The sequence below is a fragment of the Streptomyces amakusaensis genome, from assembly GCF_039532665.1.
In the GTDB taxonomy this organism is placed as follows: Bacteria; Actinomycetota; Actinomycetes; order Streptomycetales; family Streptomycetaceae; genus Streptomyces; species Streptomyces amakusaensis.
This window is the reverse complement of sequence record NZ_BAAASB010000003.1, coordinates 131970-146316: the sequence shown is the minus strand read 5'-3', so window position 1 is coordinate 146316 and position 14347 is coordinate 131970. Positions and strand designations below refer to the sequence as shown.

The following is a 14347-nucleotide window of genomic DNA, read 5'->3' as shown; positions in this document are numbered from 1 at the left end:
ACAGAGTGCGACCATCGCACCGTCTCACTCGTCTGAAGGTAGGTCGTTCTGTGTCTGTGCCGCACGAAGCCAAGCCCCGTACCACGGCCGTCGTCCTCGCCGGGGGTACCGGCCAGCGCGTGGGTCTGTCGATCCCGAAGCAGCTGCTGAAGATCGCCGGCAAGGCTGTCATCGAGCACACACTGACGATCTTCCAGCAGGCCGACTCCATCGACGACGTGATCGTGCTGATGGCCCCCGGGTTCGTACCCGACGTCGAGAAGATCGTCGCCAAGGCCGGACTGACCAAGGTCACCAAGGTCATCGAGGGCGGCTCCACCCGCAACGAGACCACCGAGCGCGCCATCGCCGCCCTCGGCGAGGGCCTGGCCGAGGGCGAGGACCGCAATGTCCTCTTCCACGACGCCGTCCGCCCGCTGCTGTCACAGCGAGTGATCCAGGACTGTGTGGACGCGCTGGAGCGCTACCAGGCCGTCGACGTCGCCATCCCCTCCGCGGACACCATCATCGTGACCCGCACCCACGGCGAGGACGGCGAGTTCATCACCGACGTGCCGGACCGCTCCCGGCTGCGCCGCGGCCAGACCCCGCAGGCGTTCAAGCTCTCCACCATCCGCCGGGCGTACGAGGTCGCCGCCGGCGACCCGAACTTCCAGGCCACCGACGACTGCTCGGTGGTCCTGAAGTACCTGCCCGACGTGCCGATCCACGTGGTCGCGGGCGACGAGTACAACATGAAGGTCACCCAGCCCGTCGACGTCTTCATCACGGACAAGCTCTTCCAGCTGGCCTCCACCGCCGCCCCCCGCCAGGCCGACGAGGCCGCCTACCGCGAGCTGCTGGAAGGCCGCACGCTGGTCGTCTTCGGCGGCTCCTACGGCATCGGCGCGGACATCGCCGAGCTGGCCAGGACCTACGGCGCCCAGGTCTACGCGCTGGGCCGCTCCACCACCGGCACCCATGTCGAGAACCCGGAGCACGTGGACGACGCCCTCTCCAAGGCGTACTCCGAGACCGGCCGGATCGACTACGTCATCAACACCGCGGGCGTCCTGCGCATCGGCAAGCTCGCCGAGACGGACAACAGCACCATCCAGGAAGCGCTGAACGTCAATTACCTGGCCCCGGTGCAGATCGCCCGTGCCTCGTACAAGTACCTGGCGGAGACCAAGGGGCAGCTGCTGCTCTACACATCCTCCAGCTATACCCGAGGCCGCGCCGAGTACAGCCTTTACTCCTCCACCAAGGCCGCCATGGTGAATCTGACCCAGGCGCTCTCCGACGAGTGGGCGAATGACGGGATCCGCGTCAACTGCGTCAATCCCGAGCGGACCGCGACCCCGATGCGCACCAAGGCCTTCGGCACCGAGCCCGCGGGCAGCCTGCTCTCCTCCGAGGCCGTGGCGCGCACCTCCCTCGACGTGCTGCTCTCGGAGCTGACCGGTCACGTCATCGACGTGCGCCAGCAGGACCCGACCCGGGGCGCGAGCGAGGCGTCCGGCTTTGAGCAGGCGCTCGCCGCGGTCCTGACCCGCGAAGAAGATATGCAATAATTCGCTGTTAAAGCGATGAATGCTGCCACAGCAGTTTCACAGCAGTTTTGCGGGCCTCCATGCCCCCTCCCTGTGTGCGAAATGCCGGGGATACAGGGGGCGCGGGGGCCCGGCCGTGCGCTGTGTGAAGTCCTGACTCCGCCTTCGGGTTGCGAAGTTCCGGATTCGCAATTCTCGCAAAGAGGATCAAATCACACCCTTGGAGCAGGTTCTTCGTGATTTCCACAGCCATTCGTCTGGCGCGCGTCGGCAGCCTGTCCGAGCTGGCCGCCGCGGTTCTCCTCGGACTCGGCTATCCCTGCGTCATGATCGCCGCACTGCTGCCGAACGTCTGGATGTTCGCCGCCGCGGCGACCGCCACCTACGTGGCCGACTGGTATCTGCACCGCAAGGGCAGCTATCTGATCAACCGCCTCGGCAAGGTGCGCGTCGGCATCACCATCCGCTTCCTGCTGCGCCAGGTGATGCTGGTCCTGCTGCTCGCCCGTGAGGGCCTCGCCGAGACCACGCTCTTCTACGTGGCCGTCGCCGGCTTCCTGGTCTTCTACGGCATCCAGGCCCCGCACGGCGCGCTGGTGACCCTGATCCGGCTCCGCCGCGGCATGCCGGTCGTCACCCGCAACGTCGACCTCCAGGCCCTCGGGATCCCCGACGCGCCGCCGGCCGCACTCCGGGTCCGCGCCGCCGAGAAGATACTGCACATGGACATCCCGGCGGTCCTGGGCGTGCTGCTCGCCACCGCCCTGAACCGGGACGCCATCGGCTACGCGGGCCTCGCCGCCAGCCTCGGCCTCGCCGTCCTCTACATCCTGGCGCTCGCCCCGTATCTGCGCCGCAAGCGCCGGGTCCCGGCCGCCCCGGAGGTCCTCGAAGCGGTCAGCGACTGGCTGCGCGAGTACCGGCCCACCGTGGTCCTGTACTTCTCCGGCTCCAAGGAGTCCGCCTACCAGGCCAACATGTGGCTGGAGACGATGGAGAACGTCGACGGCCGGCCGCTGATCATCATGCGCGAGCGCGGACTGGTCAACAAGCTCCACCCGACCACCGTCCCCGTCATCTGCGTCCCCGGCGCGACCCACCTGATGAACATGGACCTCTCCTCGGTCCGGGTGGCGCTCTACGCGGCCAACGTCGGCAAGAACATCCACCTGCTGCGCGTGCCCACCATCCAGCACGTCTTCATCGGCCACGGCGACAGCGACAAGCTCGCCAGCGTCAACCCGTACAGCAAGGTCTACGACGAGGTCTGGACCGCCGGCCGGGCCGGCCGCGACCGCTACGCCCTCGCCGACGTCGGTGTCCGCGACGACGACATCGTCGAGGTCGGACGCCCCCAGCTCGCGCCCATCAAGTCCTGGACCGGCACCCCCAAGAACCCCATCCCGACGGTGCTCTACGCGCCCACCTGGGAGGGCTGGGACGACAACCCGGGCAACACCTCGCTGCTGCTCGCCGGCGAGAACATCATCAGCCGGCTGCTGACCGCCGAGCGCCCGGTGCGCGTGATCTACAAGCCGCACCCCTTCACCGGCATCCGCGACAAGGAGGCCAAGGTCGTCCACCAGCGGATCCGGGAGATGATCGCGGAGTCCAACGAGGCCCGTCTCACCGACCCCCGCTGGTCGGGACAGGCCGAGGCCGCCAAGCCCGCCCAGGAGGCCGCCCGCGAGGAGATGGCCCGCATCACGGCCGAGCTGACCGCGCTCGCCAAGCCGGGCCGCGCGCGCCGCGACTCCGCCGAGGAGTCGCGCGACTCGCTCGCCGACCCGCAGCGACTGGAGCGGATCAAGGCGCTCCGGGCCGAGTGGAACGAGGCCTACTGGCTCTCCAAGGGCTGGTGGGAGCACCTGGTCGTGACCGGTGCCGAGCCCAAGCTGTACGACTGCTTCAACGAGTCCGACGCGATGGTCTCCGACATCTCCAGCGTGGTCTCGGACTTCATGGCCAGCGGCAAGCCGTACGCCCTGACCGACTCCGCCGAGCTGGGCGCGGCCGAGTTCCAGCGCCAGAACACCGCAGCCCGCGCGGCGGTCGTCCTGACCAACAGCGCGGAGGAGCTGGACGTGCTGCTGGCTGCCGTCGCGTCGCCGGAGCGCGATCTGCTGGCGGCGGGCCGCCGGGAGCTGAAGGAGTACCTCCTCGGCCCCGACAGCCCCTCCTCCATGGAGCGCTTCAACGCCGCCGTACAGGCCCTCGCGGCCGAGTCCGAGGCCCGCAACCTGGGCGTCGAGCAGCGGCTGAACGAAGAGGCGCAGTTCGAGCTGAACCTTCAGCCCGACGCCGGACCGGAGGCCGTCCCGGCCGAGGCCGAGTCCCTCGACCGGGCCTGAGCCCCACCAGCCCCACCAGCGCGGCCAGGGCCCGCACGGCATCCGCCGTGCGGGCCCTCGGCGTTCCGGCCCCGGGCCCGGCCGGCTGTCCAGCCGGTGAAATGCCGGGGCGTCCGGAGCCCGCCCTGACATAGATTCCCTCTGTGACAGTGGCAAGACAGCAGGTAACCCAGGCCCGCAGGATCGTCGTCAAGGTCGGCTCCTCCTCGCTGACCACCGCTTCGGGCGGCCTCGACGCCGACCGGGTGGACGCGCTCGTGGACGTGCTCGCGACGGTCCGGTCGGGAGGCGAGAAGGAGATCGTGCTGGTCTCCTCCGGCGCGATCGCGGCCGGGCTCGCGCCCCTGGGCCTGGCCCGCCGCCCCAAGGACCTCGCCCGCCAGCAGGCCGCCGCCAGCGTCGGCCAGGGCCTTCTGGTCGCCCGCTACACCGCCTCCTTCGCCCGCTACGGCGTACGGGTCGGCCAGGTGCTGCTCACCGGCGACGACACCAGCCGCCGCGCCCACTACCGCAACGCCTACCGGACCCTGGACCAGCTGCTCGCCATGGGCGCCGTCCCCGTGGTCAACGAGAACGACACCGTCGCCACCGACGAGATCCGCTTCGGCGACAACGACCGGCTCGCCGCCCTGGTCGCCCATCTCGTCCGCGCCGATCTGCTGGTCCTCCTCTCGGACGTGGACGGGCTGTACGACGGGGACCCGGCCAGGCCCGGCAGCTCCCGCATCGACGAGGTGCGCGGCCCCGCCGACATCGCCCATGTCGAGACCGGCGGCGCGGGCAAGGCGGGCGTCGGCACCGGAGGCATGGCCACCAAGGTGGAGGCCGCCAGGATCGCGGCCGCGGCCGGCGTCCCGGTCGTCCTCACCTCCGCCGTGCACGCCGCCGACGCGCTCGCCGGGCGGAGCACCGGCACCTTCTTCCACCGCACCGGACGCCGCTCGGCGGACCGGCTGCTCTGGCTCGCCCACGCCTCCACCCCGCAGGGCGCGCTGATCCTCGACGACGGCGCGGTGGACGCGGTCGTCCACGGCCGCAAGTCGCTGCTGCCGGCCGGGATCGCCTCGGTCGAGGGCGAGTTCAGCGCCGGGGACCCGGTGGAGCTGCGCGACGCCCGGGGCGGCGCGGTCGCCCGGGGACTGGTCAACTTCGACGCCAAGGAGCTCCCCCAGCTCCTCGGCCGCTCCACCCGGGACCTCGCCAGGGAGCTGGGTCCCGAGTACGAGAGGGAAGTCGTACACAGGGACGATCTGGTCGTCCTGCACCCCTGAAACGGCTGAAAGTCCCGCCAACCAACAGGGACCTTTACCAAAACCACCCCATGTTCCGTCCAGGACTGGTCAACTTTGTTGCGGGGGATGCCGGGGTACAAGCAGGACCACACATGCAAACAGGAGGCCGCCGGTGAGACGAGCGCGCCCAGGGGATGTGCCCCGAGGAACCGGGGGCGTCCCGAACATCCGCAGGACCGCGGGCGACCACACCCGAAGGACGGCGGGTGAGAAACGACCCCTGACGAGCGTCGAGGCGGGCGCCGACTTCGAGGGCGCGGACTTCGACGACTCCGAGGAGGGGCACGAACAGGAGCGGGCGGATCGGCCGCCGCGTTCCCGAGGCGAGGGCCGGACGGGAGAGGCACAGGCCCGCGCCGAGGAGCGAACGCAGTCGAAGCTCTGGCACATCACCCTCAGCGTCGCCGGCGCCGAGGCACCGCTCAAGGAGGTCAGACGCGGCCTTGAACAGCTGGCCCACGACCACCCCTTCCTGCTGACCAGCCGGTACGCGGTCGACCACGCCGAGATCCGGTACTGGGAGGAGGCACGGGACCTGCACGACGCGGCGGCCGTCGCGCTCCGGCTGTGGGGCGAGCACCGCTCCACGTCGAAGCTGCCGCCGTGGAAGATCGTGGGGCTGGAGGTCATCGACCGGCAGACCTACCACCAGCGGATCGCGGAGGGCTACGGCCCGCCGCCCGCGTCCCCGGTGGGGGTCCATCCCTTCTGAGCACCCGGGGTCTCCATCTCGCAGTGCGGGACATGTCGGAATACGGATCGGACGGCTGCGGCGAGCGCACTACCCTGCGGGTATGACCACGCCCTCGCCGCTTTCGCCGTACGACAACCTCACCCCGGTCACCCGGGCCGCCTACCGGGCCCGCTCGGCCGCCGCCGACCTCGCGCCCCTGCCGCGCTCGGCGAAGGACGACGCGCTGCTGGCGATCGCCGACGCGCTCGAGGTCCGTACGAGTGAAGTCGTCTCGGCCAATGCCGAGGACATCGCCCGCGCCAGGGAGGCGGGCACCAGCGAGTCGATCATCGACCGGCTCACCCTCACCCCGGAGCGGGTGCGGGCCATCGCCGCCGACGTCCGCCATGTCGCCGCCCTGCCCGACCCGGTCGGCGAGGTGGTGCGCGGCTCGACCCTGCCCAACGGCATCGATCTGCGGCAGATCCGGGTGCCCCTCGGCGTGGTCGGCATCATCTACGAGGCCCGGCCCAATGTCACCGTCGACGCCGCCGCCCTCTGCCTCAAGTCGGGCAACGCGGTCCTGCTGCGCGGCTCCTCCTCCGCGTACTCCTCCAACACGGCGCTGGTGCGGGTGCTCCGCGACGCGATCGGCGGGGCGGGGCTGCCCGCCGACGCGATCCAGCTGGTGCCCGGCGAGTCCCGCGACTCGGTCCAGGAGCTGATGCGCGCCCGGGGCCTGGTGGACGTGCTGATCCCGCGCGGCGGCGCCGGTCTGATCCGCACGGTGGTCGAGCAGTCCACCGTCCCCGTGATCGAGACCGGCACCGGCAACTGCCATGTGTATGTGGACGCCGAGACCGACATCGACATGGCCGTCGACATCCTGATCAACTCCAAGGCCCAGCGCCCCAGCGTCTGCAACGCGGCCGAGAGCCTCCTCGTCCACCAGGACGTCGCCGCCGCCTTCCTGCCGCGCGCCCTGGACGCCCTGGCGGAGGCCGGGGTCACCGTCCACGGCGACGAGCGGGTGCGGGCGCACGCCGCCGAGGCCGGCACCAAGGCCACCGTCGTGGCGGCCACCCCGGAGGACTGGGAGACCGAGTACCTCTCCTACGACATCGCCGCCGCGGTGGTGGACTCGCTGGACGCGGCGGTGGCCCACATCCGGCTCTGGTCCTCCGGCCACACCGAGGCGATCGTCACCACCTCGCAGGCGGCGGCCCGCCGCTTCACCCAATTGGTGGACTCCACCACGGTCGCGGTGAACGCCTCCACCCGCTTCACCGACGGCGGCCAGTTCGGCTTCGGCGCGGAGATCGGCATCTCCACCCAGAAGCTGCACGCCCGGGGCCCCATGGGGCTGCCCGAGCTGACCTCCACGAAGTACATCGTCACCGGCGACGGTCATATCCGCTGAACCTCCTTCCGCCCCCTCCGCCCCCTCCGTCCGCCCGGCGCGCGACCGGTCGCGCGGGCGGAGGGAGAGTTCTTCCCCGCTCTGCCCAAACCCGGCGGCCGGGTCTACTCTGATGGCGTGCCGGACGACGTGGGGGGCAGGCCGTTCCCGGACGGCTGGGAGCCCGACGACGACCGCGGAGGCGCGGACGAGGACTTCGCCCCCGTGGTGTTCGACGAGGACTTCGTCAAGGCCGCCCTGATCCGCGAACCCAGCGCCGTCGAACGCCTGCTGGCCGCCGCCCAGGCCCGCGCCGAGGCCGAGGCGTCACGGGCCGCCGCGGCGGCCCGTGACGACGGACCCGACCCCTACGCCGCGACCTGCTCCCCGACGACGAGGACGGCCCCTACGGCAGCCACGGCGGCGCTCTGCGCCCCTACCGGGGCACCGCCCGCTGGCACCGCCCGGTGGCCTGGGTGCTCGCCCTGCTGATGGGCATCGGGATGGTCGCGCTCGCCTTCACCGCCGTGTACCGGGGAGCCTCCGGCAGCCGCCAGGACCAGGTGCCCGCGCCCGCCACCAGCGGCGTCGACGCCACCACCTCCACCGGCTCCACCGCCGACCGGCTCGTCGTCCCCTCCCTCTCCACCGACCCCGGAGCGCCCTGAGCCCCCCTCGCCGCGCTCGCCGCGCGCCCGCCCCATGAACACCTTCGTGGGAACTCGTCAGAGTTTGTCGCCCCCTGTGGTGTTTAGCGGAGCCCCGTCAGACCGAGCCTCAAGGTATGGCCGGTCGCGGAGACCCGCCTGAGGGAACACCCGAGGGAACACCCGAAGGGCTTCCCGGGGGCGGAGAGGACGAATACCGGTTCGTCGTCTTCGACGAATCGTTCGTACAGGCTGCGCGGCTTCAGGAGTTCTCCGCGACGGAGCGGATGGGTCCCCACGCGCCCGCCGTGCGCTCGCTCCCCGTCTGGCGTCTCGGAGCCGGTCCCACACCGGCCCTCCTCCTGGTCCTGGTCGTGGCCGTCGCCGTCGTCTTCGGCACGGCGATCTATCTGAGCATCCGCCCGCCGCACCAGACCTCGCCCGCCAAACGGGCCGAACCCCTGCGTGTCACCCTGATACCTCTCGCCCCCTCGGGCCCCGTCCCCGGCGGCGCTCCCGCCGATCTCCACGCCACCGGCCCCGCCGCGCGATTCCGCGCCGGCGCCGCGGGGATCACCCTGCCCGGCGTCCGCCCCACCGAGAACTTCTCCGTGAGCCAGGTGACGGCCGCGCTCACCACCGCCAAGGACTATCTGGTGGAGTCCTCGCTCGACCCCGACGTGCTCACCGGCGGCGCGGTCCGGCCGGTGCGGGTGCTGCTCGACCCCGACCAGCTGGAGCAGTTCGACCGCAGCATGGCCAAACCCGCCGCGGACGGCCGCCACGCCGCCACCGGCTGGCTGGTCCGCTACGACCCGGCCGAGGTCGCCCTCGCCGACCCGGAGGTGCGCGTCGGGGGCACTCTGCATGTCACCGAGACGAGCCCCGACACCCTGGAAGTGACCTCGGACCACACCTTCGCCTATGTCCTGCGCCCCGCCGGCGGCACCGCTCCCGCCGCCCGGAGCCGTGCGGGCGGGGCCTCGCTGTTCACCGTCCGCCGGGAGCTGCGCTTCCGGTTCGACCGGGAGGATCTCCTGCGGCACCGGACGGAGCTGCTGGCCAGCTCGGTGCAGGCCGGACCGCAGAGCTGCTCGGCCGAGACCGCCGGGGTACTGCGCCCGCTGCTCGCGGGCCGCAGCCCGTCCACCCGCGCCCCGGCCGGCACCGACCCGTACGCGCTGGGCGACACCGCCCCGGCGCTCTGCGGCTCCCTGGCCCCCGGGGCCCAGCCCCGCCACCCGGTCCGGCCCCGGGCCCCCGGCCGCTGACCGGGCGGCCCCGGCCGGCCGCCTCAGCCCGCGGTGCCGTTGCTGTTCCCGCTGCCGTTTCCGGTGCCGCTGCCGTTTCCGGTGCCGCTGCCGTTTCCGGTGAACTTGTCGCGCAGCTTGCCGCCCAGGTCGCCCGCGCCGCCGGCTATGTCGCCGACCAGCTTCATCAGCGGATCCTTGCTGGTGCGCACGGTGTCCGCGTAGTGCGAGGCGGACTCGCGGAACGAGTCGGTGACCGAGGTGTCCCGGTCCTCCGAGCGCTTGGGGTAGTGGCCGTCCATGATCCGCTGGTAGTCGCGGCTCTCGGCCCACTTCTTCAGCTCGGCCGCCCGCACGGTGGTGAACGGGTGCGAACGCGGCAGCACATTGAGGATCTTCAGCACGGAGTCACGGAGATCGCCCGCCGCCTCGTACTCCTCGGCCTGCTCCAGGAACGCGTCCACGTTCATCTCATGGAGGTGATTGCCGCCGGCGATCTTCATCAGCCCGCGCATCGAGGCCTGGAGATCCTGTCCCACCAGCAGCCCCGCCCGGTCCGCCGACAGCTCCGACTTGCGGAACCACTCCCGGAGCGCGGTGACGATCGCCATGATCGCCACATTGCCGAGCGGGATCCAGGCGACCTTGAGCGCCAGATTGGTGAGGAAGAGCAGGACCGTGCGGTAGACGGAGTGCCCGGAGAGGGCGTGACCCACCTCGTGGCCCACGACCGCCCGCATCTCCTCCTCGTCCAGCAGCTCCACCAGACCGGTGGAGACCACGATGATCGGCTCGTCGAGGCCGATGCACATGGCGTTGGGACGCGGATCCTGGGTGACGTACATCGCCGGGACCTTCTCCAGGTCCAGGATGTAACAGGCGTCCCTCAGCATGGAGTGGAGATGGGCGAACTGCCGCTCTCCGACCCGTACCGAGTCGGAGAGGAAGAGCAGCCGCAGACTGCGCTCCGGCAGCAGCCCGCTCAGCGCCTTGAAGACGGTGTCGAACCCGGTGAGCTTGCGCAGCGCGATCAGCGCCGAGCGGTCCGCGGGATGTTCGTACGCCCGGGAGGAGATGCCGGGGAAGCGCTTCCGCTGCCGACTCGGCACATTCTCCTGATTGCTTTCGGTCATTCCTGCCCCCTGTGTGACCCGGATGGTGCTTGGTGGTTCATGGTGCGGTGATGGTGTGGCTGACGTGCTCGTCCCCCTGACAGACCCCAGCGTAGGCGGTGGGCCCAGTGGCCGTCGGAGCCTGTGGATAACCCCGGAACGGCCAGGCGTCGCAAGCCCTGTGCCGACTCGGTGCCACCGCCGGAACGGCGTCGTGATCACCACAACGACCGAGTCGGCGTGAGCGTGCCCGAGCCGCCCGCATACGATGTGGGCGAAGTCTCTCCGCTTTGTTTCTCCGATCGATAAGGGCCCGCCGAAGATGAGCCTCACCAGCACCGCCACCCACCTGGTCACTCTCGCCGAGGGCGCCGAGGGCGGGGGCCGCCACCAGAGCCTCGAACCGATCGTCACCGGCGCCGGCGCGCTGGCCGTGCTCCTGCTGCTGCTGTGGATCACCACCCGCTTCAACCGCGACCGCTGACGGCCGGGGGGTCGGGCCGGGCCGCCGTGCCAGTAGGCTCTGCACGCATGGGAGAGCAGGAAGTACCGGTGGGCTCGGTGCCCGGCCGGCGGCGACTCGGCGTGATGGGCGGGACGTTCGACCCGATCCACCACGGACACCTGGTGGCCGCCAGTGAGGTGGCCGCCCTGTTCCACCTCGACGAGGTGGTGTTCGTGCCGACCGGGCAGCCGTGGCAGAAGAGCGAGAAAGCGGTCTCGCCCGCCGAGGACCGCTATCTGATGACGGTCATCGCCACGGCGTCCAACCCGCAGTTCTCGGTCAGCCGGATCGACATCGACCGCCCGGGGCCGACGTACACCATCGACACCCTGCGGGATCTGCGCTCCCTCAACACGAACGCGGACCTGTTCTTCATCACCGGAGCCGACGCGCTCTCGCAGATCCTCGGCTGGCGGGACGCCACCGAGCTGTTCTCGCTGGCGCACTTCGTCGGTGTGACCCGGCCGGGTCACGATCTGACGGACGACGGACTGCCCGAGGGGAAGGTCTCCCTGGTGGAGGTCCCCGCGCTGGCGATCTCCTCGACCGACTGCCGGGGGAGGGTCGCCCAGGACGACCCGGTCTGGTATCTCGTGCCCGACGGTGTGGTGCGCTACATCGACAAGCGGCAGTTGTACCGCGGCGAGTGAGCCGCGGAGAGGGGCACCGGTGAACGACCAGCAGAACCCGTACGACCCGTATTACCCGCAGCCGGGGATCGTCGGCTACGACGAGTACGGGCAGCCGGTCTATGAACAGCCCCAGCAGCCCCAGCAGTACGACCCGTACGCCCAGCAGCAACAACAACCGCAGCAGCAGCCGGACCCTGGCCAGAGCCAGGGCCGGCTGTACGGCTACGACCCGTACGCGCAGCCGCAGCCCGTGTCGTACCAGCAGCCCCAGCAGTACGACCCGTACGCCCAACAGCAGCCGGACCCGGGGCACACGCAGGGATACGGCCAGGGATACGAGCCCTCCGCGCAGCAGTCGCAGCAGCAGCAGCCGCCGCAGCAACCGCCGCCCGCCCCCGCGGAGGCGGAGCGGAGCCGGGGCGAAGCCGTCGTCCCCGGTCAGCGGCGGCCCGAGGGCGAACGCGACTACCGCACCGAACAGTTCTCCTTCATAGAAGAGCCGGACGCCGACTCCGAAGACGTCATCGACTGGCTGAAGTTCACCGAGAGCCGTTCCGAGCGCCGCGAGGAGGCCAAGCGCCGCGGTCGCGTCCGGAACATCGCCCTCATCGTGGTCCTGGCGCTTCTCGTCGTGGGCGCGGGCGGCTACCTCTGGTACGCGCAGACACGGCCCGGCCAGTCGTCGGCGGGCGGCTCCTCCGCCGCCGGCCCGCAGAAGCGGGACGTGATCGTGCTGCATCTGCACAACACCAAGAAGAAGGGCACCTCCACGGCCCTCCTCGTGGACAACGTCACCACCCGGCAGGCCGCCACCGTCCTGCTGCCTGGCGCGCTCACCGTCGCCAATGACGACGGCACCGTGACCACCCTCGCCAAGTCCGTCGAGGACGACGGCTCGGACGGCACCCGGGAGGCGGTCGGCACCCTCCTCGGCGCGAAGATCACCGGCACCTGGCGGCTGGACACCCCCTTCCTGGAGAACCTGGTGGAACTGGTCGGCGGCATCGACCTGACCACCGACACCGCCGTCCCCGGGGCCAAGAGCGGCGACGCCCCGCTGGTCGGGAAGGGCGAGAACCAGACCCTGAACGGCCGCGCGGCCGTCGCGTACGCCACCCACCGCGCGCCCGGCGAGGCCGAGCCCCGCCAGCTGGCCCGGTTCGGCCAGGTCATGCAGGCCGTGCTGAAGAAGCTCCCGAGCGACGCCAGGTCGGCCACCGTCACCGTGGAGACCCTCGCGCAGATCCTCGACCCCTCCCTCACCGAGAGTGACCTGGGTGCTTCGCTGGCGAAGCTGGCCGAGCGGGCCAAGGGCGGCGACCACAAGACCGAGCTGCTCCCCGTGCAGCAGGACGGCACCCTCACCGCACAGGCCTCCGGCACGGTCGTCAAGGACATCCTCGGCGGCTCGGTCAGCGCACCCGACAAGGGGGACGCCGTCCGCGTCGGCATCAGGAACGCCACCGGCGCCACCACGGCCACCGAGACCGCCCGGGTCTCCCTGGTCAACGGCGGCTACGCGGTCGTCGACGGCGGCAAGGCCGACCCCGCGACCGCCTCACAGGTCACCTACGGTGACGAGGCGCGCAAGGAGGAGGCGATCGAGGTCGCCAAGACCCTGGGCCTGCCCGCCGGCGCGGTGAAGAAGGGCGACACAGCCCCCAACGCCGACGTCAGCGTGGTGCTCGGCCAGGACTTCAAGACGGGGTGATGAGGCCGACAGGCACCGTGTGACCTGCACGGACGGCATAACGACGATCATGGACAGGTAATCGCCGCGAGGAGTGTCGGCGGTACGTGAGACCCTGGTGGGGTCATCCGACCGCCGACGAAAGCCTGCTTGTGACCGCTACGGACCGCTCCATCGAGCTCGTCAGCACCGCCGCCCAGGCGGCTGCCGACCTGCTCGCCCACGACATCATCGCGTACGACGTCAGCGATGTGCTGTCGATCACCGACGCCTTCCTGCTCGCCTCCGCCCCCAACGACCGTCAGGTCAAGTCGATCGTCGACGAGATCGAGGAGCGGCTGAACAAGGAGCTGGGCGTCAAGCCGGTGCGCCGCGAAGGCGACCGCGACGCCCGCTGGATCCTTCTCGACTACGTCGACATCGTCGTCCACGTCCAGCACAGCGAGGAGCGTGTCTTCTACGCCCTGGAGCGGCTCTGGAAGGACTGCCCCGAGCTGCCGCTGCCCGAGGACGCCCTGAAGACCCGTGGCAAGGGACAGGAGCACGCCCGGCTGACCGGCAACCCGGACGGTGAGTTGAGCTGAACGAGGACGCCTACAAGAAGACCGGCCGCCGGATAGTCCTGTGGCGGCACGGTCAGACGTCGTGGAACCTGGAGCGCCGCTTCCAGGGCACCACGGACATCGCGCTGACCGAGACCGGTGTCGCCCAGGCGCGCCGGGCGGCCCGGCTGCTCGCCTCCCTCAAGCCGGACGCGATCATCGCCTCCGACCTGAAGCGGGCCTCGGCCACGGCCGAGGAGCTGGCCGGGCTGACCGGCCTCCCCGTCCAGTACGACCAGGCCCTGCGCGAGACCTACGCGGGCGTCTGGCAGGGGCTGAGCCACCAGGAGATCATCAAGCGGTACGGCGACGAGTACTCCGCGTGGAAGCGCGGCGAGCCGGTGCGCCGGGGCGGTGGCGAACTGGAGAGCGAGGTCGCCGACCGGGCCGCTCCCGTGGTGCTGCGCCACGCGGAGAAGCTCCCCGAGGACGGCACCCTCGTCGTGGCCAGCCACGGCGGCACCATACGCACCACCATCGGCCGTCTCCTCGGCCTGGAGTCCCAGCACTGGGAGAGCCTGGGCGGGCTCTCCAACTGCTGCTGGTCGGTGCTGGGCGAGGGCGCGCGCGGCTGGCGGCTGCTGGAGCACAACGCCGGCACCCTCCCGGAACCGGTCCTCGGCGACGACGACTGACTCCGGCCCGGCCTCCGGGACCGGCCC

The 14347-nt window shown here is 71.0% G+C and carries 12 protein-coding genes and 1 pseudogene; 12 read left to right on the top strand and 1 reads right to left on the bottom strand.

The genetic code is table 11. From position 1 onward, the window contains the following. Positions 1 to 50 precede the first annotated feature (50 nt). The 7 genes and pseudogenes from ABD371_RS05830 (at position 51) to ABD371_RS05800 (ending at position 9165) form a co-directional block, all read left to right on the top strand. Complete coding sequence (locus ABD371_RS05830) at positions 51 to 1553, top strand: D-ribitol-5-phosphate cytidylyltransferase (RefSeq protein ID WP_344473461.1); 1503 nt, start codon at positions 51 to 53, stop codon at positions 1551 to 1553. A gap of 215 nt (positions 1554 to 1768) precedes the next feature. Beyond that, the gene (locus ABD371_RS05825; RefSeq protein WP_344473459.1) at positions 1769 to 3883 is read left to right on the top strand and encodes a hypothetical protein; all 2115 of its coding nucleotides are present in this window, start codon (positions 1769 to 1771) and stop codon (positions 3881 to 3883) included. A gap of 143 nt (positions 3884 to 4026) precedes the next feature. Then, positions 4027 to 5154 (top strand): glutamate 5-kinase, encoded by a 1128-nt coding sequence (gene proB, locus ABD371_RS05820; protein WP_344473457.1) that lies wholly within the window; start codon positions 4027 to 4029, stop codon positions 5152 to 5154. A 133-nt stretch (positions 5155 to 5287) separates the two neighbouring features. Then, positions 5288 to 5887, top strand: a complete 600-nt coding sequence (locus ABD371_RS05815) for a hypothetical protein (RefSeq protein WP_344473455.1) — start codon at positions 5288 to 5290, stop codon at positions 5885 to 5887. Between the two features lie 82 nt (positions 5888 to 5969). Further along, on the top strand, positions 5970 to 7268 hold the full coding sequence (locus ABD371_RS05810) for a glutamate-5-semialdehyde dehydrogenase (RefSeq protein WP_344473453.1): 1299 nt from the start codon (positions 5970 to 5972) through the stop codon (positions 7266 to 7268). A gap of 117 nt (positions 7269 to 7385) precedes the next feature. Continuing rightward, positions 7386 to 7915, top strand: a pseudogene (locus tag ABD371_RS05805) (SCO2584 family spore wall biosynthesis protein). 116 nt (positions 7916 to 8031) lie between these two features. Beyond that, complete coding sequence (locus ABD371_RS05800; protein WP_344473451.1) at positions 8032 to 9165, top strand: SCO2583 family membrane protein; 1134 nt, start codon at positions 8032 to 8034, stop codon at positions 9163 to 9165. Positions 9166 to 9188: 23 nt separating this feature from the next. Here ABD371_RS05800 and ABD371_RS05795 read toward each other — a convergent pair whose 3' ends face one another. Further along, entirely contained in the window at positions 9189 to 10277 is a 1089-nt protein-coding gene (locus tag ABD371_RS05795) for a M48 family metallopeptidase (RefSeq protein WP_344473449.1), read from the bottom strand. Between the two features lie 301 nt (positions 10278 to 10578). On the opposite strand from ABD371_RS05795, the gene ABD371_RS05790 reads away from it, so the two are divergent. The 5 genes from ABD371_RS05790 to ABD371_RS05770 all read left to right on the top strand — a co-directional run bounded on the left by ABD371_RS05790 (position 10579) and on the right by ABD371_RS05770 (position 14320). Continuing rightward, positions 10579 to 10740 carry a hypothetical protein gene (locus ABD371_RS05790; protein ID WP_190122696.1) on the top strand — a complete coding sequence of 54 codons (162 nt, stop codon included), beginning with the start codon at positions 10579 to 10581 and terminating at the stop codon, positions 10738 to 10740. A gap of 47 nt (positions 10741 to 10787) precedes the next feature. Continuing rightward, on the top strand, positions 10788 to 11411 hold the full coding sequence (gene nadD / locus ABD371_RS05785; protein WP_344473447.1) for a nicotinate-nucleotide adenylyltransferase: 624 nt from the start codon (positions 10788 to 10790) through the stop codon (positions 11409 to 11411). A gap of 19 nt (positions 11412 to 11430) precedes the next feature. After that, positions 11431 to 13104, top strand: a complete 1674-nt coding sequence (locus tag ABD371_RS05780; RefSeq protein ID WP_344473445.1) for an LCP family protein — start codon at positions 11431 to 11433, stop codon at positions 13102 to 13104. A 131-nt stretch (positions 13105 to 13235) separates the two neighbouring features. Beyond that, positions 13236 to 13667, top strand: a complete 432-nt coding sequence (gene rsfS / locus ABD371_RS05775) for a ribosome silencing factor (RefSeq protein WP_344473443.1) — start codon at positions 13236 to 13238, stop codon at positions 13665 to 13667. Next, positions 13664 to 14320, top strand: coding sequence for a histidine phosphatase family protein (locus tag ABD371_RS05770; RefSeq protein ID WP_344474077.1), 657 nt, complete (start codon positions 13664 to 13666; stop codon positions 14318 to 14320). Before rsfS ends, ABD371_RS05770 begins: the two co-directional genes overlap by 4 nt. Positions 14321 to 14347: the final 27 nt, after the last annotated feature.

What these genes read in the sequence shown, in the direction of transcription:
- ABD371_RS05810 (WP_344473453.1), top strand. Translation starts at nt 5,970, where the DNA reads ATGACCACGCCCTCGCCGCTTTCGCCGTACGACAACCTCACCCCGGTC.
- ABD371_RS05800 (WP_344473451.1), top strand. Translation starts at nt 8,032, where the DNA reads ATGGCCGGTCGCGGAGACCCGCCTGAGGGAACACCCGAGGGAACACCC.
- ABD371_RS05795 (WP_344473449.1), bottom strand. Translation starts at nt 10,277, where the DNA reads ATGACCGAAAGCAATCAGGAGAATGTGCCGAGTCGGCAGCGGAAGCGC.
- ABD371_RS05790 (WP_190122696.1), top strand. Translation starts at nt 10,579, where the DNA reads ATGAGCCTCACCAGCACCGCCACCCACCTGGTCACTCTCGCCGAGGGC.
- nadD (WP_344473447.1), top strand. Translation starts at nt 10,788, where the DNA reads ATGGGAGAGCAGGAAGTACCGGTGGGCTCGGTGCCCGGCCGGCGGCGA.